General features: G+C 70.0%; 19 protein-coding genes. 4 read left to right on the forward strand and 15 right to left on the reverse strand.

Going from position 1 to position 19,358, the window contains the following annotated elements; translation table 11 throughout:
- Positions 1 to 528: 528 nt before the first annotated feature.
- The 15 genes from VNG13_04320 to VNG13_04390 form a co-directional block, all read right to left on the reverse strand.
- Entirely contained in the window at positions 529 to 729 is a 201-nt protein-coding gene (locus tag VNG13_04320; GenBank protein HVA59748.1) for a type II toxin-antitoxin system HicB family antitoxin, read from the reverse strand.
- Between the two features lie 84 nt (positions 730 to 813).
- Complete coding sequence (locus VNG13_04325) at positions 814 to 2,283, reverse strand: SPFH domain-containing protein (protein ID HVA59749.1); 1,470 nt, start codon at positions 2,281 to 2,283, stop codon at positions 814 to 816.
- Between the two features lie 33 nt (positions 2,284 to 2,316).
- Positions 2,317 to 2,523, reverse strand: a complete 207-nt coding sequence (locus VNG13_04330) for a hypothetical protein (GenBank protein ID HVA59750.1) — start codon at positions 2,521 to 2,523, stop codon at positions 2,317 to 2,319.
- Between the two features lie 269 nt (positions 2,524 to 2,792).
- Positions 2,793 to 5,099: a bifunctional (p)ppGpp synthetase/guanosine-3',5'-bis(diphosphate) 3'-pyrophosphohydrolase gene (locus tag VNG13_04335; GenBank protein ID HVA59751.1), complete on the reverse strand. Its 2,307-nt coding sequence runs from the start codon at positions 5,097 to 5,099 to the stop codon at positions 2,793 to 2,795.
- Positions 5,100 to 5,189: 90 nt separating this feature from the next.
- Positions 5,190 to 5,726, reverse strand: a complete 537-nt coding sequence (locus VNG13_04340) for an adenine phosphoribosyltransferase (protein HVA59752.1) — start codon at positions 5,724 to 5,726, stop codon at positions 5,190 to 5,192.
- A 22-nt stretch (positions 5,727 to 5,748) separates the two neighbouring features.
- Positions 5,749 to 6,912, reverse strand: coding sequence for a protein translocase subunit SecF (gene secF, locus VNG13_04345; GenBank protein ID HVA59753.1), 1,164 nt, complete (start codon positions 6,910 to 6,912; stop codon positions 5,749 to 5,751).
- 1 nt (position 6,913) lies between these two features.
- Complete coding sequence (gene secD, locus VNG13_04350; GenBank protein ID HVA59754.1) at positions 6,914 to 8,617, reverse strand: protein translocase subunit SecD; 1,704 nt, start codon at positions 8,615 to 8,617, stop codon at positions 6,914 to 6,916.
- Positions 8,618 to 8,719: 102 nt separating this feature from the next.
- Positions 8,720 to 9,268, reverse strand: coding sequence for a preprotein translocase subunit YajC (locus VNG13_04355; GenBank protein HVA59755.1), 549 nt, complete (start codon positions 9,266 to 9,268; stop codon positions 8,720 to 8,722).
- A gap of 45 nt (positions 9,269 to 9,313) precedes the next feature.
- Entirely contained in the window at positions 9,314 to 10,351 is a 1,038-nt protein-coding gene (ruvB, locus tag VNG13_04360) for a Holliday junction branch migration DNA helicase RuvB (protein HVA59756.1), read from the reverse strand.
- On the reverse strand, positions 10,348 to 10,965 hold the full coding sequence (gene ruvA, locus VNG13_04365; GenBank protein HVA59757.1) for a Holliday junction branch migration protein RuvA: 618 nt from the start codon (positions 10,963 to 10,965) through the stop codon (positions 10,348 to 10,350). The genes ruvB and ruvA overlap by 4 nt, the downstream gene beginning before the upstream one ends.
- Complete coding sequence (ruvC, locus tag VNG13_04370; protein ID HVA59758.1) at positions 10,962 to 11,477, reverse strand: crossover junction endodeoxyribonuclease RuvC; 516 nt, start codon at positions 11,475 to 11,477, stop codon at positions 10,962 to 10,964. The genes ruvA and ruvC overlap by 4 nt, the downstream gene beginning before the upstream one ends.
- Before the next feature lie 75 nt (positions 11,478 to 11,552).
- On the reverse strand, positions 11,553 to 12,299 hold the full coding sequence (locus VNG13_04375; GenBank protein HVA59759.1) for a YebC/PmpR family DNA-binding transcriptional regulator: 747 nt from the start codon (positions 12,297 to 12,299) through the stop codon (positions 11,553 to 11,555).
- Positions 12,296 to 12,934, reverse strand: coding sequence for a pyridoxal 5'-phosphate synthase glutaminase subunit PdxT (gene pdxT, locus VNG13_04380; protein ID HVA59760.1), 639 nt, complete (start codon positions 12,932 to 12,934; stop codon positions 12,296 to 12,298). Before pdxT ends, VNG13_04375 begins: the two co-directional genes overlap by 4 nt.
- The gene (gene pdxS, locus VNG13_04385; protein ID HVA59761.1) at positions 12,928 to 13,845 is read right to left on the reverse strand and encodes a pyridoxal 5'-phosphate synthase lyase subunit PdxS; all 918 of its coding nucleotides are present in this window, start codon (positions 13,843 to 13,845) and stop codon (positions 12,928 to 12,930) included. Before pdxS ends, pdxT begins: the two co-directional genes overlap by 7 nt.
- Before the next feature lie 25 nt (positions 13,846 to 13,870).
- Positions 13,871 to 14,380 carry an NUDIX hydrolase gene (locus VNG13_04390; protein ID HVA59762.1) on the reverse strand — a complete coding sequence of 170 codons (510 nt, stop codon included), beginning with the start codon at positions 14,378 to 14,380 and terminating at the stop codon, positions 13,871 to 13,873.
- Positions 14,381 to 14,441: 61 nt separating this feature from the next.
- Between VNG13_04390 and VNG13_04395 the strand changes: the two genes are divergently transcribed.
- Genes VNG13_04395 through VNG13_04410 form a run of 4 tightly spaced genes read left to right on the forward strand, consistent with a single transcriptional unit; the run spans position 14,442 to position 19,325 of the window.
- Positions 14,442 to 15,074: a CDP-alcohol phosphatidyltransferase family protein gene (locus tag VNG13_04395; GenBank protein ID HVA59763.1), complete on the forward strand. Its 633-nt coding sequence runs from the start codon at positions 14,442 to 14,444 to the stop codon at positions 15,072 to 15,074.
- A complete protein-coding gene (locus tag VNG13_04400; protein HVA59764.1) occupies positions 15,071 to 15,979 on the forward strand; it encodes a phosphatidylinositol mannoside acyltransferase in 909 nt (302 codons plus the stop codon). Before VNG13_04395 ends, VNG13_04400 begins: the two co-directional genes overlap by 4 nt.
- A complete protein-coding gene (locus tag VNG13_04405) occupies positions 15,980 to 17,191 on the forward strand; it encodes a glycosyltransferase family 4 protein (protein ID HVA59765.1) in 1,212 nt (403 codons plus the stop codon).
- Entirely contained in the window at positions 17,184 to 19,325 is a 2,142-nt protein-coding gene (locus VNG13_04410) for an elongation factor G-like protein EF-G2 (protein HVA59766.1), read from the forward strand. The genes VNG13_04405 and VNG13_04410 overlap by 8 nt, the downstream gene beginning before the upstream one ends.
- Positions 19,326 to 19,358 lie beyond the last annotated feature (33 nt).

Consider the following 19,358-nt stretch of genomic DNA (forward strand, 5'->3'; position numbering starts at 1 on the left):
CGCGAAAGCCTTCTGCCGGCTGCGCTCCTACCTCGACACCGCCCGCAAACAAGGCCAACCAGCTCTGGCCGTCCTACGCATGCTCCACGACAGTGGGCCCTGGATCCCCGCCATCGCCTGAGCGGGCGGCTGAGTAGTTACCGAATATCAAGCTCCCGACGTCACTCGGTACGCGTCGTGTAGCTCCGGCCCAGCGGCGTGCGCCCGCGCCTACCGAACGTTCCGCAGCCGAGCGAAAACGGCGAATCTATCGGGTCACTCAGCGATCTTCCCCGACCGGCCAGCGCGGTGAGCGCGCTCGGGCCCACTCCGATCACAGCAGTGCCACGAACTCCTCAACCGATAGACCAGCCTGACGCAGGATCGACCGTAGTGTGCCCGGCGCCAGGTCGCGGTGCAACGGGACGACGACTGTCCGCTCAGCTCGCCGGAGCTTGACATGACTACCGCGTTGGCTGATCCGTTCAAAACCGGACTTGGATAGCGCCGCGACGACGTCAGCTCCCGAACGGACGGGGAGCGCCGGGCTCACGCAGAGAGCTCGACCGTGGCGATGATCGGCGGCTCGACTACGTCGGGAATCGGTTGGTCTTCGAAGTACAACTCGAGGGCCTCCTGCAGGTTTGCAAGCGCCTCCTCGACAGTGCTCCCCTGGCTTGTCACCTCGACCTCGAGGCAGCGCGCTACGCGCCAACCGCCCTCGTGAGTGACCGCCGCAGTGAACTGCATGGCCCCATGGTACGGCGGGTGCTCGCATCCCCCCGTGCTAACGCGGCAAACCCACCCGCAGTTTACGACGCCGGCGCTGGTGAGCTACTTCTTGGGCGCGTCGTCCGACGAGGATTTCGAGGCCAAGCTCGGGGGCGATGAGGCGCCGGATACCTCGCGACCTGACCGGGCAGGAGTCGAGCCGCTCGCGCCATCGGGGTGGGCCGAGTCGACATGGCCATGCCCGTCTGGGCTAGCCGGGTCGATCGTTCCGAGCGACCTCCGGAGCGCTTCATAGATCGACAGGCCTTGGCCCACCACACCCGCGACTGCCTGATTCACCCCCTCCGTGCCGCTGAGCACCGTCAGGTGGGAACCAGCGATCCCCTTGGCAGCCGCATCGACCAGGGCAGGCAACACGTCGATCAGCTTGTTCGCAGCAATGAGCGCCTGGTTACCGCCAGTGAGCGCATCGGCTCGGACGTTGATCGCCTCTGCCTCCGCGGCAGCGACGGCACGTTGCGCGTAGGCATCCCCGTCGGCATGGGCCTTCTTCGCTTCCGCGTCCGCCGCTGCCTGAACCTTCAGGGCGTCTGCTTCCGCCTCCGCCAGCGTGCGCCGTCGGTTGGCCTCGGCTTCGGTGTTGAGCTTGGTGGTGACTCGTCCGGCTTCAGCCAAGGTCCGTTGCTTGAATGCCTCGGCCTCGGTCGAGAGCTTCGTCGTGTCACGGTCGGCCTCGGCGAGGGTCCGCTGCTTATAGGCCGCCGCATCGGCTGGTCGACGGACCTCCGACTCGAGCTGCTTTTCGGTGAGCTGCGCCGTCCGCTCGGCGAGCTGGGTCTGCTCGGTGATGACTTCCTGGGTCGCCTTCGCCTGAGCCAAAGGGCCAGCCTGCGCCGCTCTGGCTTTGGCCTCCTCGGTCTCGGCCGCAAAGCCCGCCTGCTTGATCTCGGTGTCCCGCACGTACTGGGCTCGCAGGGCAGCTGCCTCCTGTTCGCGCTGGGTCGCCTCTTGATCGGCCTTCGCCGCCGCGATCCGGGCCTGGCTAGCTACCGCTGCGGCGTGCGGCGCGGCGATGTTGTTGATGTACCCGGTGGAGTCCTCGATCTCCTGGATCTGAAGGGAGTCCACTACGATGCCGAGCTTCTCCATCTCGCCGTGGCTGCCGTCCTTCACCTCCTGTGCCAGCCGGTCGCGCTCCCTGATGATCTCTTCCACCGTCAGGCTGCCGATGATCGAGCGAAGGTGGCCGGCGAAGATCCGACCGACTAGCTCTTCCATCCGATCTTGCTCGGAGAGAAACCGGCGGGCGGCGTTGGCAATCGACACGGGGTCGTCGCCGATCTTGAACGCCGCGATAGCGCGGATCTTGAGTCGGATGCCCTGGGTAGTGATGCATTCCTCGACGACCTCAGCCTCACGCAACGACAGGGACAGGATGCGGGCCTTCTGCTTGACGGGCAGCACGAAGCTGCCGTGTCCGGTGACGATGCGAAACTGCGTGTCCTGAGCCTTCCGTCTCGACCCCGAGATGAGAAGGGCTTCGTTAGGTGCTGGGACCTGCCAGAACAACATCGTTTTCCCCTTAGAGTCCTTGTGCCGGCCTCGTCAGACAGGCGTGACATCCACAGACCGTCCGGAACGACACTCGACCACGACGACCCTGGTGAACTTCGGGATCGGCTCATCGGAGAACGCCGCGTACGCTTCGGTGCCTCCACGCACCGGCAGCACCACCTCGCCCGGACGGTCGGGCAGGATGGGAACGGTCACATGTCCTACGGTGCCGATCAGATCTTGGTCGAGATCCTCCACCGCTGCCTATCCCTTCGAGTTCCGGCCTGAAATGTAGCCCGCGCGACGCCCGGGCGCGAAGCGGCATCACGGCCCACACTCGGTCAAGGGCGGCAGGCCACGCGAGCGTGAGCCGGCCATGGCATACACGAGTCCAACGATGTGCCGCACACCAATGCACCGACGATGCCGCCACCCGGCCGCTCGTGAACCCAGCGCAGACGCGAGCCCCCGTGGGCACAGGCAGCGCTGGACGTGCCCCCCGGGTCAGGGCAAGGCGCAGCTCGGAATCAAGCCCCGGAGGTCACCCGGTAGGCGTCGTAGACGCCCTGAACTCCGCGGACGCTGCCCAGCAGGTGGCCGAGGTGCTTGACGTCGCCCATCTCGAAGGTGAAGCGGCTCACCGCGACGCGATCCCGGGTCGTGGTCACCGACGCGGACAGGATGTTGACGTGCGCGTCGGAGAGCACCCGGGTGACGTCCGAGAGCAGCCTGGTGCGATCGAGCGCCTCGACCTGGATGGCCACGAGGAAGACCGACCCAGCGGTGGGCGCCCACTCGACCTCCACAATCCGGTCCGGCTCGTTCGACAGTGCCGACACGTTGACGCAATCCACCCGGTGAACGCTCACCCCGCTCCCGCGGGTCACGAAGCCGAGGATCTCGTCGCCCGGGACCGGGGTGCAGCAACGGGCGAGCTTCACCCAGACGTCGGTCACCCCGCGGACCACCACACCCGGGTCGTCGGTCGGCCGGACTCGTGGTTGTGAACGGGTCGGGACGGCGGTCTCGGCAAGGTCCTCGACGGCACCCTCGGGCCCCCCCATCGAAGCCACCAACCGCATGACGACCGACTGGGCGGATAGATGGCCATCGCCGACGGCGGCGTAGAGGCCGGAGACGTCGCCGTACCGCAGGTCCCGGGCCAGGGTGACGAGCGCGTCGCCGCCGAGCAGCCGCTGCAACGGCAGCCCCTGCTTGCGCATGGCCCGACTGATCGCGTCCTTGCCGCTGTCGATCGCGTCTTCGCGTCGTTCGCGCGCGAACCACTGTCGAATCTTGTTCCGGGCCCGGGCCCCGCGGACGAACGAGAGCCAGTCACGACTCGGGCCGGCGGTCTCCGACTTCGAGGTGAAGATCTCGACGACGTCGCCGTTCTCCAGCGTCGACTCGAGTGGAACCAGCCGGCCCCCGACCCGGGCGCCGATGCAGCGATGGCCCACCTCGGTGTGCACCGCGTAGGCGAAATCCACCGGGGTCGCACCCGACGGCAAGGCGATGACGTCGCCCTTCGGAGTGAATACGAAAACCTCCTGGGCGTGCAGGTCGAAACGCAGCGAGTCCAGGAATTCACCGGGGTCGGACGTCTCGCGCTGCCAGTCCAGAAGCTGGCGCAGCCAGACCATGTCGCGCTCGCCCGGCCCGTTGGCGGTGCTCGGCGCCCCACCGCCGGTGACCTCCTTGTACTTCCAGTGCGCGGCGATGCCGTACTCCGCCCGGCGGTGCATCTCAGCGGTGCGGATCTGGATCTCGACCGGCTTTCCTTCGGGTCCGATCACGGTCGTGTGCAGCGATTGGTACATGTTGAACTTGGGCATCGCGATGTAGTCCTTGAACCGGCCGGGGACCGGGGACCACAACGCATGGATCGTGCCGAGCGCCGCGTAGCAATCGCGGACCGACTCGACAAGAACCCGGATCCCGACCAGGTCGTAGATGTCGGCGAAGTCCCGGCCGCGGACGATCATCTTCTGGTAGATCGAGTAGTAGTGCTTGGGTCTACCGGTGACCGTGGCTTTGATCTTCGCGGTGCGCAGCTCGCTACCGATCCGGTCGACCACGGTGGCAAGGAACTCGTCCCGGGACGGGGCCCGCTCGACGACCAGTCGGCCGATCTCGTCGAAACGCTTGGGGTACAGCGTGGCGAAGGAGAGGTCCTCGAGCTCCCACTTGATCGTGTTCATCCCGAGCCGATGCGCGAGCGGGGCGTAGATCTCGAGCGTCTGTCGGGCGGTCCGCTGCTGCTTGTCGGGGGGCAGGTGGGCGATGGTGCGAACGTTGTGCAACCGGTCGGCGAGCTTCAGCACGAGGACCTTGGGGTCGCGCGCCATCGCCACGACCATCTTGCGAATCGTTTCGGCCTCGGCGACGTCGCCGTATTTCACCTTGTCGAGTTTGGTGACGCCGTCGACCAGTTCGGCGACGCCCTCGCCGAACTCGCGGCGAATCTCTTCCAGGCTGAGCGTCGTGTCCTCGACCGTGTCGTGCAGCAGCGCCGCGACGACGGTGTCGACGGGCATGCCGAGCTCGGCCACGATGGTCGCCACGGCGACCGGATGCGTGATGTAGGGATCGCCGCTGCGCCGCAGCTGGCCAGCATGGCAGCGTTCGGCGACCTCGTAGGCGCGGTGGACCGGTCGAAGGTCGACCTTCGGGTGGGTGATCCGAAGTTCCTTGATCAGCGGGTCGAGGATCGGCGTTCCGGCATTCTTCGCCGGTCCGAGCCGGGCCAATCGGCTGCGGACCCGTCGGGCGGTCGCCGATGGGGCATCCGTCGGGTCCGCCGGAACCAGGCTTTCGGCCAGCGGGTTGTCGATCGGCACGACGTCCGGCACGCACCGCTCCTCGGGCTGCAGGGCTCTACCCGAGCATAACGACGGGCCGGCCCCGGACCTTCCGGATGTCGCTCAGATCGAGAGCAGCGCGTGGACATTCGACGCAGGTAGCGCCCGACGTCCCTCGAGGGTGCGCAGCTCGAGCAGCACGCTGACCCCGAGCACCTGTCCGCCGGCTCGTTCCACCAGCCCGGCGGCGGCAGCAGCGGTCCCGCCGGTGGCCAGGACGTCGTCGACGATGAGCACCCGGTCCCCCGGGCCGAACGCGTCCCGGTGCACCTCGAGCGTCGCCGTGCCGTACTCGAGCGCGTAGTCCGCGTCGAGGGTCGCCGCCGGGAGCTTCCCGTGCTTTCGGACCGGCACGAATCCGGCCCCGAGGTGGTAGGCGACCGGGGCGGCGAGGATGAATCCGCGAGCCTCGATCCCGACCACCTTGTCGACAGCGCCCCGCCCGTACTGAGCACCGATCGCCTCGACCACGCCGGCGAACGCGACGGGATCGGCGAGCAGGGGCGTGATGTCCTGGAATCGGATCCCCGACGTTGGAAAGTCCGGAACCTCGCGGATCAGCTCGCGTAGTCGGGTCGCTAGGTCGGGGATCACGGCCACCGGCCGGTCGGCGGCCGTGCCGTCACCGTCGCCGCTTCTTGCCGGGCCGGCCCCGCCCACCCTTGCGTCGCGGCGGTGCGGGTCGTGGTCGGCTGCCCGCCGCCGGCCGGGTCGCCGCCGGCGCGCGGGGAACGGTCGTCGGATCCTCGACCGCACCGACCCCCGCCACCGCGACGGCCGGCTCTGGACCCCGGGTCGCCGCCGGCGCGACGGCCTGCTTGCTCCGGCTGAGCGCTACCCGCTTCGCGAGGGCCACGAACTGCGGTTCGCGTTCCTTGAGGTCGCAGACCAGTGGGGTGGCGATGAAGATCGAGGAGTAGGCCCCGGAAGCCAACCCGATGAACAGGGCGAGCGCAAGATCCTTCAGCGAGCCCGCCCCGAGCAGGCCGGCCCCGATGATGAGCAGCCCGGCCACCGGGAGGAGGGCGATGACGGAGGTGTTGATCGACCGGACCAGCGTTTGGTTAACCGCCAGGTTCGCCGCGTCGGAGAACGTCATCCGGCTGCCGCCAGCCAAGCCCTGGGTGTTCTCCCGGACCTTGTCGAAGACGACCACGGTGTCGTAGAGCGAGTACCCGAGGATGGTGAGCAGTGCGATGACCGTCGACGGGCTCACCTCGAATCGGGACAGCGAATAGATCCCGGCCGTGATCACCAAGTCGTGGATGAGGGCGACGATCGCGGCGAACGCCATCTTCGGCTCGAAGCGGATGGACAGGTAGGCGACGACCACGACGAGGAAGACCGCCAGGCTCTCCAGCGCCTTGTTCGTGATCTGACCTCCCCAGGTGGCGCCCACCGACGTCGAGCTGAGGCCCTTGGTGGGAACGCCGAGTTTGCTCTGGATGCTCTGCTCGACCGTCGTCAGCTCGCCTTCGGGGAGCGTCTTCGTGTCGACGATGAACGAGGTCGCCGACCCGCTGCCGGCCTGTTGCACGACGGAATCCGACAGCCCGAGGCCGCCGAACAGGGTCCGCACGTCGGAGATCGAGTGGCCTTCGGTCGGGAACCGGAACTCCGCGCCCCCCTTGAAGTCGATCGTCGGGTTGATCCCCACGAGGGCCAGGCTGAGAACACTGACCAGCAGGACGAGGCCGGAACCGAGATACCACCATCGGCGATGGCCGATGAAGTCGTAGGAGATCTGCCCGGTGTAGAGCCGGTAGGCGAATCCACGACGCGCCATGTCAGCCCCGCCCTCGTGGCGCCGCCGGCCGGCCGGTGGGGGGGAGCCGGCGCTCCTCTTCGTGGGCCGTCCCCATCCGGGCCGCCCCGAGTCCGGAGAAAGCACCGCCGGACCGGAACAGCCGGGTTCGGACGAGGAAGGTCAGCATCGGCTTGGTGAACAAGAAGACGATGAACAGGTCGCAGATCGTCGACAAACCGAGGGTGAAGGCGAACCCGCGAACGTCGCTAACCGACCACAGGTAAAGGACGATGGCGGCGAGCAGGGAGACGGTGTCCGCGGACAGGATCGTCCGCCGCGCGCGCGGCCAGGCGAACTCGACCGCGCTGCGCAGCGTGCGCCCCTCCCGTACCGAGTCCCGGAGCCGCTCGAAGAAGACGACGAAAGAGTCCGCGGTGATTCCGACCGCCACGATGAAACCGGCGATGCCGGCGAGGGTCAGGGTGTAACCGATGGTGTCGCCCAGCACGGTGACCAGGGCGTAGAGCAGGACCGCGGAAAGGGCGAGGCTGGCGACGGTCACGAAGCCGAGCCCGCGGTAGTAGACCAGGGAGTAGACGACGACGAGGCCCAACCCGATCGCCCCGGCGATCAGGCCGCCGCGCAGCTGAGCGGACCCGAGGGTCGGTGACACCGTCTCGATGGTCGCCTTGGACAGGTGGACCGGCAGGGCACCGTACGAGAGCTCGTTGGCGAGCAACTTGGCGTCGGTCTCGGTGAACGTGCCGCTGATAATGGTCTGCCCGCTGGTGATCGCACCCTGGTTCACCGTGGGGGCGGAGTCGACCACCCCGTCGAGAACGACCGCGATCTCGTTGCAGCCGGTCGGCGGGAGGCAGGCGGCGGCCTGCGGACTCGGCAGCTTGAAGGCCTGCCCCGTGAGGTTCGCCCACAGGCCGGTGCCCTGGCCGTTGAAGTTGAGGTTGACGACCCACTGCCCGGTGCCCTGCTGATCCAGCCCGGCGGAGGCGCTGGAGATCATCGATCCCTCGACCGTCGCCGGCCCGAGCAGGTACTTGATCGTATGGCTCGAATCGCAGGCGAGGATCCAGTCGCTCGGCAGGTCCGGCGGGGGGTTGTTCAGGTTGGGCGGGAAGATCGGGTCGGGGTCCTTCGCGCAGTCCAGCTGATTGAACGCCACCTGCGACAGGGGCGAGTTCGGCGTGAACTGCGCGGCGCTCGGGATGCCGCTCGGGCTGGCCGTCGGGCTCGGGGTCGCCGCCGCCGGCGTCGCGGCGGGCTTCGGGCTGGGGCTCGACCGGGCGGTCGGGCTAGCGGTCGGCAGGGTGACGATCGCGGCGCCGGCCTTCTTCTTAGCCGGCGATTTGGTCGGCACTGCCTTCAGGCTCGGAACTGGCGCCGGGGCGGTGACGCTTCCGGCGGCGAACTCCAGGACCAGCCGGAAGCGCAGCTGAGCGACCTTCTCCAGGCTGTTGATCAGGGCCTCCCTCCCGGTACCCGGGACTTCGATCTTGATGTCGCTGTTGCCCTGCGTGGTCACCGTCGCCGAGGTCACCCCGCTGCCGTTGACCCGGGCGGTGATGATGTTCGCGGTCTCCTGGAGCTGGCTCTTGGTCACCTGGCCGTGCGGCACGGTTGCGGTAAGGACGGCGCTGGTGCCGCCCCGCAGGTCGAGGCCGAGCTGGGGCGCGTGCTGGGGGCCGAGGAACACCCCGAGGTAGAGCCCGACCACGACGAGCGCCACGACGCCCAGGGACCGGCCGGGGCGCGGCGTCGGACTGCGAGAGGCCACAGCTGTTCTCTTTCGGGTCGGGGGACGGCGGGCGCGCGGCCCTTATCCCGTCGGTCAGGCCTGCGGATTCTCCTCCGGCGGCGGGTCGCCGGTTTTCTCCCCGGTCGACCCGGAGCCCGGTTCGGGTGTGTCCGAGGAGCCGTGCGGCAGCTCCGGGGCCGGCGCCACCCCGGCCGTCGGCTCATCCGGCAAGCCGTGGTCCTCCGCGGGCTCGGGGCCCGGCTCGTCCCTCGGATCTGTGGGATCGCCCGCGGCGTGCTCCTGCTCGGGCAGTTCGGGGACCTCCTCGACCGGGGTTACGACCGCGACGACGACCCGTGGATCGAAACGGGCCCGGACCCCGGGCGCGATCTCGAGCACGAGGTAGTCCGCGTCCACCGAGACCACGGTGGCGTAGAGCCCGGCGTTCGTCCGGACCTCCGCTCCGGGAACTACCTGCTGGCGCACCGAGTCGACCTGCTGGCGACGCCGGTTGCGGCCGGGCCGCATGAACAGGAAGACCAGGCCGATGCCGAGCAGCAGGATGAAGAAGACGGCCGGCGACTGTTTCTTCGCTGGCGTCGTCGTCGCCGCCAGCAGCGCGACGAGGTGGGCGATGTGCACGAAGGGACCTCTCCGGGAGACTCCGCGAGATCCTACGTGCCGCGGCTATCGGACCTGATCGAACAGGGTCGGGCCGGTCGAGGGCGGCGGGCTGAGCCCGAGGTGACGCCAGGCGGCGGGGGTGGCGACCCGGCCGCGCGGGGTTCGTGCGAGCAACCCCTGGCGGACGAGGAACGGCTCGGCGACCTCCTCCACGGTTTCCGGCTCCTCCCCCACCGCCACCGCCAAGGTGGACAGCCCGACCGGGCCCCCACCGAACCGGCGCAGCAGGGCATCGAGAACACCGCGGTCGAGCCGGTCGAGGCCGAGGTCGTCTACCTCGTAGAGCGCGAGCGCCGCCTCGGCGACCTCCCGGGACACGGTGCCGTCACCCCGGACCTCGGCGTAGTCGCGCACCCGGCGCAGGAGCCGGTTCGCGATCCGCGGGGTCCCGCGCGAGCGGCCGGATATCTCATCGGCGCCGCCCGAACTGAGCGTCAGACCGAGTAGACCCGCCGAACGCACCAGGACCTGCCGAAGCTCGGCGGGATCGTAAAAGTCCAGGTGAGCCACGAAGCCGAACCGGTCGCGCAGCGGGCCGGGCAGCAGACCGGCTCGAGTTGTGGCACCGACCAAGGTGAACGGTGCGACGTCGAGCGGGATCGCGGTCGCCCCGGGCCCCTTGCCGATGACCACGTCGACCCGGAAGTCCTCCATCGCCACGTAGAGCATCTCCTCGGCGGGACGGGCCATCCGGTGGATCTCATCGAGGAAGAGCACCTCACCCTCGGTCAAGGTCGAGAGCAGCGCGGCGAGGTCACCGGCGCGCTCTATGGCCGGCCCGCTGGTGATCCGCAGCGGAGCCCCCAGCTCAGCACCGATGATCATCGCCAGGCTGGTCTTCCCCAGTCCGGGTGGACCGCAGAGCAGCACATGGTCGGGCGGTCGGCCGCGCCGCTGGGCGCCCTCCAGAACGAGGCCCAGCTGCTCGCGGACCCGCTCTTGACCGATGAACTCGGCGAGCCGACGTGGCCGTAAGGCGGCCTCGACGACCCGCTCGTCGCCATCGGCGTAGGGCGAAACCAGCTCGGAGGTCGCGCTCATGCCCGGCTCAGCATCCGTAACGCCGAGCGCAGCAGGTCGGCCACCTGGGGAGCCTCGCCGATCGCCTCGGCGGCGTCAGCCTCGGGGCCCACCGCGATCAAAGCCTCGTCGACCTCGCGGCTGGTCCAGCCGAGGCCAGTGAGGGCCCCGCGCAGCTGCTCACGCCAGATCGGACCCGGCGCACCGGGCAGGCCACCGGCGGGGGCGGCTGGCCCGGCACCAAGCCGGTCCTTGAGCTCGAGCACGATCCGCTGCGCACCCTTGCGACCGATTCCGGGAACCATGGTGAGCGCGGCCACGTCCTCGGTCGCGACCGCGACCCGGACCGCCGCGGGGGCGTGCACGCCGAGCACCGCCTGGGCGAGGCGGGGTCCAACGCCGGTCGCGCTCTGGAGCAGCTCGAAGACGGCCCGCTCGTCATCGTCGAGGAAACCGAAGAGGGTGAGCGCGTCCTCGCGGACCACGAGCGAGGTGGCGAGTCGCGCCGGCTCGCCGATCCGCAACCGTGCCCTTGTCGCCGGGGTGCAGACCAGGCAGAGGCCGACGCCGCCGACCTCGATCACCGCCCCGTCCGCGGTCAGCGCGGTGACCCGCCCGCTCACGCTGGCGATCACGCGCTGCTCCGGAGCAGCGCGGCCGCGATCCGGGCGGCCGCCGCCCCGCGCCAGACATGGCAGATGGCGAGCGCGAGCGCGTCCGTCGCGTCCGCCGGGTGTGGCGCGGCGGGGAGGCCGAGCAGCCGGGTGACCATCGCCGCGACCTGCGCCTTGCCGGCGCGACCGGATCCGGTAACGGCCGCCTTGACCTCGCTGGGGGTGTACAGAGCGACCGGCAGGCCGGCCCGGGCGGCGGTGGTCAGGGCCACGGCGCCGGCCTGCGCGGTCCCCATGACGGTTCGGACGTTGTGCTGACTGAACACTCGCTCGACCGCGACCGCATCCGGGCGGTACTCGGCGATCCACGAGGTGATCGCCTGCTCGAGCGCGAGCAGGCGGAGAGCCACGTCTGCGCCCGGGGGAGTCCGGATCACGTCGACGGCAACCAAGCCGAGCTTGCGCCCGCTCCGACCGTCGACGACACCCAGCCCGCACCGGGTGAGCCCGGGGTCGACGCCGAGGACCCGCACCGCCACCTCCATCCGAACATCTGTTCGGACAGCGTAGTAGCGCCCGACGTTCCCCGCCGCGCGACGCGCCGACGGCTACACCGAGGCCAGAACCTCGTCGGACACGTCGAAATTGGCCCAGACGTTCTGCACGTCGTCGCTGTCCTCGAGCGCCTCGACGAGCCGAAGCACCCGACGACCGGTCTCGTCGTCCAGCGGCACGCTCACGCTCGGCAACCAGGCGACCTCAGCCGAGTCCACGGTCAACCCGGCGGCCTCGCAGGCCAGCCGGAGCGCGTGCGTGCCGCCGGGCTCGCAGACGATCTCGAAACCGTCACCGAGGTCGTTGACCTCCTCCGCGCCGGCATCCAGGACGGCACTGAGCACGTCGTCCTCGGTGTAGCCGTCGCCGGCGAGGAGGACGACGCCCTTCCGGTTGAACAGGTACGACACCGAGCCGGGGTCGGCCATCGTCCCCCCGCCCCGGGTCATCGCCGTCCGGACCTCGGAGGCGGCTCGGTTCCGGTTGTCGGTGAGGCACTCGACGAGGACTGCGACGCCGCCCGGGCCGTACCCCTCGTAGGTGATCGGCTCGTAGTCGGCACCGCCGGCTTCGAGACCGGCGCCGCGCTTGACCGCGCGATCGATGTTGTCGTTCGGCACCGAGCTCGACTTGGCCTTGGCGATCGCGTCGGCGAGGGTGGGGTTACCGGCGGGGTCGGCTCCTCCGGTGCGGGCAGCGACTTCGACGTTCTTGATCAGCTTGGCGAAGAGCTTTCCCCGGCGAGCATCAACCACCGCCTTCTTGTGCTTGGTGGTCGCCCATTTCGAGTGACCGCTCATCTCGTGCGCCGCCCCTTGAGCATCTCGACGAAGAGCCGGTGCACGCGCACGTCCCCGGTGAGCTCCGGATGGAATGCGGTCGCGAGCAGGTGGCCCTGGCGAACCGCCACAATCCTACCCGCCGAGCCAGCCTCGGCGTCGGACCCCGGTCCGGACGCGCCAAGCCGGGCCAGAACCTCGGCCGCCGGTCCGACCTCCTCGACCCAGGGGGCTCGGATGAACACGGCGTGGAACGGGTCGCCAAGTCCGGCGAACGCGACCGGGCCCTCGAACGAGTCGACCTGCCGGCCGAAGGCGTTGCGCCGGACCGTCATGTCGAGCCCCCCGATGCGCGGCTGGTCCGGACCGCCGGTCATGCGCTCGGCCAGCAGGATCATCCCCGCGCAGGAGCCGAAGACCGGCAATCCCTCCCGGACGCACTCGCGCAGCGGTTCGAAGAGCCCGAACGTCGCCGCAAGCTTGCCGATCGTGGTCGACTCCCCGCCTGGGATGACCAGCCCGTCGAGGTCGTCGAGTTGCTCGGCCCGGCGGACGGCGCGGCCGTCCGCTCCAACCGCCGACAGGGCACGCAGGTGCTCGCGGACGTCACCCTGCAGCGCGAGCACGCCCACCCGGGGGCGCGCCGGGGTCACCAGCCGCGGCCGGCGTAGCGGGCTTCGGCGGGCAGCTCGGACAGGTTGATTCCGACCATCGCCTCGCCGAGACCACGCGAGACCTTGGCCACGACGTGCGGATCGTCGAACATCGTGGTCGCTTCGACGATCGCCCGGGCCCGCCGGGCAGGATCACCGGATTTGAAGATGCCGGACCCGACGAAGACGCCATCGGCCCCCAGTTGCATCATCAGCGCCGCGTCGGCCGGGGTGGCGATTCCGCCCGCGGTGAACAGCACGACCGGAAGCTTGCCGTTCGCGGCGACCTCCCGGACCAGCTCCAGCGGGGCGCGCAGCTCCTTCGCGGCGGCGTAGAGCTCGTCCGGGTCCAGCCCGGCGAGTCGGCGGATCTCGCCGGTGATCGAGCGCATGTGCCGAACCGCCTCGACAACGTTGCCGGTGCCGGCCTCACCCTTGGACCGGATCATGGCGGCGCCCTCGGACAGCCGCCGCAACGCCTCGCCGAGGTTGGTCGCCCCGCACACGAACGGGACGGTAAAGCGCCACTTGTCGATGTGGTGCGCCTCGTCGGCCGGGGTAAGCACCTCCGACTCGTCGATGTAGTCGACACCGAGCGCCTGGAGGACCTGCGCCTCCGCGAAGTGACCGATCCGGGCCTTGGCCATGACCGGGATGGTCACCGCCTCGACGATGCCCTGGATCATGTCCGGGTCGCTCATCCGGGCGACCCCGCCCTGGGCTCGAATGTCAGCCGGGACGCGCTCCAGAGCCATCACCGCGACCGCCCCGGCGTCCTCGGCGATCTTCGCCTGCTCGGCGGTGACGACGTCCATGATCACGCCGCCCTTGAGCATTTCGGCCATCCCCCGCTTGACCAGCGCAGTACCTACAGCGCCGGCGGCGGGGCTTGCGGGAACTTCGGGCTCGGGCACGGCGACCTTCCTCTCGCCCCCGATCCTACCGTCCGGGCGGAGGCAGTGGGCTGTCGTCGATCTCGAAGTATCCCGGCAACGCGGCCCGTCCGGCCAGCCGGAACAGCCGGGGAATCCGCCGCCGGCGCAGGTTGAGGGTGTCCCGGACGGCGTCGTTGTGGAATCGGCGGGCCAGCCCGACCTTGAGGCTTGCCGTGGCCAGCTCAGCCGAGGCCTCGAACACCTCGGGGGTCTCCTCCGCCAACGCGTTGAGCCGGCGGGACAAGGCGTTCTCGGCGGCTTCCCGGTCGGGCTGAAGCCCGTCGACCGCCTGCGCCGCGCGGGCGGCGGCCGCGAGCCGCTCGGCGACGACGACCGGCAGCCGCCCGGAGCCCGCCAGCCCCGCGGCGGCGGCGGCCCGCCTGACCAGCTGCGCGTCGAGGGTCGCCGCGGCGGCCTCCAGTCGGGCATGCAGCCGGTCGATCCGCCCGGCTGTCCACGAAAGGTAGAGACCGAGCAAGCCGATCGCCGCGAGAACACCGATGACCGCACCCACCGGCGCAGGGTAACCGCCGCCGCGGGCCCGCTGGCCCGCCCGCCCGTACGCTGGGGCCGCCATGCTCAGCCACATCCGCCCAGCCCTCGCCCACGTCCTCGACCCGGTTGGGCACCGGCTGTCGCGGGCCGGTGTCTCGCCGGACGTGGTCACGGTCGTCGGCACGCTCGGCGTGGTGGGGGGGGCTCTCGGCTTCTACCCGCGCGGCAGTTTCACCGTTGGCTCGTTCGTAATCTCCGCCTTCGTGCTGAGCGATCTCCTCGACGGCGCGATCGCCCGGGCCGGTGGCCGCAGCGGCCCCTGGGGCGCGTTCCTGGACTCCACCCTCGACCGGTTCGGGGACGCGGCGGTCTTCGGCGGGCTGGTGCTGTGGTTCGCCGGCGGCGGCCACTCCTTCCTGATGGCGGGCGTCACCCTCTACGACCTCGCCGCCGCCGCGATCACCTCCTACATCAAGGCTCGTGCGGAAGGGCTCGGCCTTACTTGCAACGTCGGGCTCGTCGAGCGCTCCGAACGGCTGATCGCCATCCTCGTCGCCACCGGATTCACCGGCATGCTCGGGCTGCCGGCGCTACAGGTGGTTGTGCTCTGGATCCTGGCCGCCGGGATGACGATCACCATCGGACAGCGACTCGTCGAGGTGCACCGGCAGGCGGCCCGCTCGGCTGCCAATGCTCCCGAGCCAGCCCGGTGAGCCTGCGCGAGACCGCTGTCGACACCGGGTTCGGGCTCGGCTGGACAAGCCTGCGCGCGCTCCCCGAATCGGTGGTCTACCGACAGTTCGGCGCGATTGCCGAGCTGACCTATCGCCGGGACGGGCGCGGCGTGCAACGGCTGCGGTCCAACCTGTCCCGCGTCCTCGGCCCCGACACTCCCCCGGCCCAACTCGACGAGGTCACGCGGGCCGGCGTGCACTCCTACCTTCGATACTGGTGCGAGGTTTTCCGGCTGCCGGCGATGAGCCGCGAGACGGTCCTCGACCGGGTGAGCTTCGACGGCAGGGACCGGTTGGAAGCGGCGCTCACCGCCGGCCGTGGTTTCATCCTCGCCCTGCCGCACAGCGCCAACTGGGACTTGGCGGGCGCCTGGCTGATCCACCTCGGCCATCCGTTCACAACGGTCGCCGAGCGGTTACGCCCCGAGCAGCTGTTCGATCGCTTCGTCGCGTTCCGCGAGTCGATGGGCATGGAGGTCATCCCGCTCACCGGCGGCGAGCGCGCGCCCTCGGCGATTCTCGCCGAACGACTCCGCGCGGGCGGCGGGCTCGCGCTGCTGGCTGATCGCGACCTGACGACCACCGGAGTACGTGTTCAACTCTTTAACGAGCCAGCCCGCATGCCCGGCGGTCCGGTCAGACTCGCGCTGGACACGGGGGCGACCCTGCTCCCGGTGAGCCTCTGGTACGACGGACCGCGGACGATGCGTGGCCGGTTCCACGAACCGATCGTCCCCTCCGCCAACGGCGACGACGCGGTCGCGGAGATGACGCAGCAACTGGCCGACGTGTTCGCTGGAGCGATCAGCGAGCACCCGGCGGACTGGCACATGCTCCAGCGCGTGTGGGTGGCCGACACCAGCACCCGGACTGGACGGCCCTGAGTGCGGGTCGGCCTGGTCAGCCCCTACCCGTGGGACGTGCCGGGCGGGGTGGTCGCGCACATCCGCGACTTGGCCGAGGCGCTCCGCGACCTCGGCCATCACGTGTCGGTCATGTCCCCGGTCGACGACGAGGACGCGGAGGTCCCCGACTATCTCGTCCGGGCCGGGCGCAGCGTCCCGGTTCCCTACAACGGGTCGGTCTCCAGGCTCATCTTCGGCCCGGTCTCGGCAACCCGGATGTACCGCTGGCTGCGGGAGGGCGACTTCGACGTGCTGCACGTGCACTCCCCGGAAACGTTCTCCCTGTCGCTGCTCGCGCTGATGTCCGCCCGCGGGCCGATCGTCGCCACCTTCCACGCCGCGATGCCCCGGTCGCGGATCCTCTCGCTGCTCCAGACGCCGTTGCAGACCCAGCTGGAGAAGGTGCAGGGGCGAATAGCGGTGTCACCGGCCGCGCGCAAGCTCATCGTCGAGCATCTCGGCGGTGACGCCGTCATCATTCCCAATGGCGTGCGGGTCGCCCGCTTCTCCGCTGCCCAACCGCTTCCCGGCTGGCCCGGACCGGGGGGCGCGATCGGGTTCGTCGGGCGCATCGACGAACCACGCAAGGGCCTGGCTGTCCTGCTCGAGGCATTCGGCCGCCTGCTTGCGGATGCGCCGGGTCTTCGGCTGCTGATCGCCGGCCCGGGCGACACCGACGAGGTCCGCGATCTGGTCCCGGCCCCGGCTCGGGACAACGTGGTCCTGCTCGGTCAGGTGACCGAGGCCGAGAAGGCCCAGGTGTATGCCAGCGTCGACCTTTTCGTCGCACCCAACACCGGCGGCGAGAGCTTCGGCATCATCCTGCTCGAGGCGATGGCCACCCGGACCCCGATCCTCGCCAGCGACCTCGACGCGTTCCGGTTGGTCCTGGACGACGGCCGAGCCGGCCGGCTGGTGCCGGTCGGCGACCCGGCGGCGCTGGCTGCCGCCTGCGGCGAGCTGCTCGACGACCCGGGGGCGCGGGCCTGGTTCGCCGAGGTGGGCTGGCAACGCGTGCAGGGCTTCGACTGGAGCGTCGTCGCCGCCGCCATCGTGCAAGTGTACGAGACCGTGACCGCCGCCGGCGTCCACGTGCAGCCCGAGCCGGCCGAGCCGGACACCCTTGCCGGAAGCGGCATACCGGGTGGAGAGTCATCGCCACCGAACCGAGGAGGCGAGCCAGATGGCTGACAAGAGCACCCCCGGAGCCGCCGCCGGCAGGGCACCGGCGGCCGAGGCACCGGCGTCGGTCCGCAACGTCGTGCTGGTCGGCCACTCGGGGGCTGGAAAGACGACGCTGGTCGAGGCCCTCCTCGTCGCCACCGGGACGATCCCCCGGGCCGGTCGCGTCGAGGACGGCACCACGATCAGCGACCACGACGAAGCGGAGATCCGCCAACACCGGTCGGTCTCCCTGGCGGTGGCCCCGGTCGAGCACAACGGCATCAAGATCAATCTTCTGGATGCCCCCGGCTACGCCGACTTCGTCGGCGACCTGCGGGCCGGCCTCCGAGCGGCCGACGCCGCGCTGTTCGTCGTCTCCGCCGCGGACGGGGTCGACGGGACGACGCAGATGATCTGGGACGAGTGCGCCACCGTCGGCATGCCGCGGGCGGTCGTCATCACCAAGCTGGACTCCCCGCGGGCGGACTTCGAGGCCATCCTGGCGACCTGCCAGCAACGTTTCGGCGACAACGTGCTGCCGCTCTACCTGCCGTTGCATGCGGAGGAGGGCGTGGCCGGGCTCATCGGCCTGCTCTCGCGGCGGGTCTTCGACTACTCCTCGGGCAGTCGCGCGGACCGGGAGCCGGACCCTGAGCACCTGCCGCTCATCCAGGACGCCCGCAACAGCCTGATCGAGGGGATCATCGCCGAGAGCGAGGACGAATCCCTCATGGACCGATACCTCGGTGGCGAGGACATCGAATCCAAGGTGCTCATCGACGACCTGGAGAAGGCCGTCGCGCGGGGCAGCTTCTACCCGGTCCTCGCCTCGGCGGCCCCCAGCGGCCTCGGCAGCGCCGAGCTGCTCGAGGTACTCGCCAGCGCATTCCCCTCCCCCCTCGAGCACCCACTGCCGACGATCACCAGCCCGGACGGCGCCCCGGTCGAACCACCGCGCTGCGACCCGGACGGCCCGCTCGTCGCCGAGGTGGTGAAGACGACGACCGACCCGTACGTCGGGCGGATCTCCGTCGTGCGCGTGTTCTCCGGAACGCTGCGCGCGGATGCGATCGTGCACGTATCCGGCCACGGATTGGCCGACCGCGGACACGAGGACCACGACCTCGACGAGAAGCTCGGCGCGATCTCCTCGCCACTGGGCAAGACATTGCGTCCAGCCGCGCAGTGCATCGCCGGCGATATCTGCACGATCGCCAAGCTGTCCCGGGCCGAGACCGGGGACACCCTTTCCGACAGGGACAACCCGCTGCTCGTAGCCGCCTGGGAGATGCCGGAGCCGCTGCTTCCGGTGGCGATCGAGGCGAAGAGCAAGGCCGACGAGGACAAGCTTTCGACCGGGCTGTCGCGGATCGTCGCCGAGGAGCCGACCGTGCGGCTGGAACGCAACGCGGAGACCCACCAGCTGGTCTTGTGGTGCATGGGCGAGGCGCACACGGATGTGCTCATCGACCGCTTGAGGTCGAAGTACGGGGTCGAGGTCGCGCAGGTACCGCTGCGCGTGCCACTGCGGGAGACCTTCGCCGCCAAGGCGACCGGGCACGGCCGGCACGTCAAACAGTCCGGCGGCCACGGCCAGTACGCGGTGTGCGACCTCGACGTCGAACCCAACGAGTCCGGGGCCGGTTTCGAATTCGTCGACAAGGTCTTCGGTGGCGCGGTGCCGAATCAGTTCATCCCGTCGGTCGAGAAGGGCGTCCGGGCCCAGATGGAACGCGGGGTCGTCGCCGGCTACCCGGTCGTCGACATCAAGGTGACCCTGGTCGACGGCAAGGCACACTCCGTCGACTCCTCGGACATGGCCTTCCAGATGGCCGGCGGGTTGGCGCTCCGGGATGCGGCCAAGGCAACAACGGTCCACCTGCTCGAGCCCGTTTTGGCGGTGGCGGTGCTCGTTGCAGACGAATATGTCGGTGCGGCGATGAGCGACCTGTCGTCGCGCCGCGGCCGAGTCACCGGAACCGAGCCGTTGGGCCCGGGACGCACGCTGATCCGGGCTGAGGTGCCGGAGATCGAGGTGACCCGCTACGCCGTCGACCTGCGGTCGATCTCGCACGGGACGGGCACTTTCACCCGTCACTACTTGCGTTACGAGCCGATGCCGCAACACGTCGCCGCCAAGGTTCTAGCGGAGAATCCGTAGGCCGCGACACGCCGACGCCGCGCCTGCGCGGTT

Source organism: Mycobacteriales bacterium, from assembly GCA_035533475.1.
GTDB lineage: Bacteria > Actinomycetota > Actinomycetes > DATLTS01 > DATLTS01 > DATLTS01.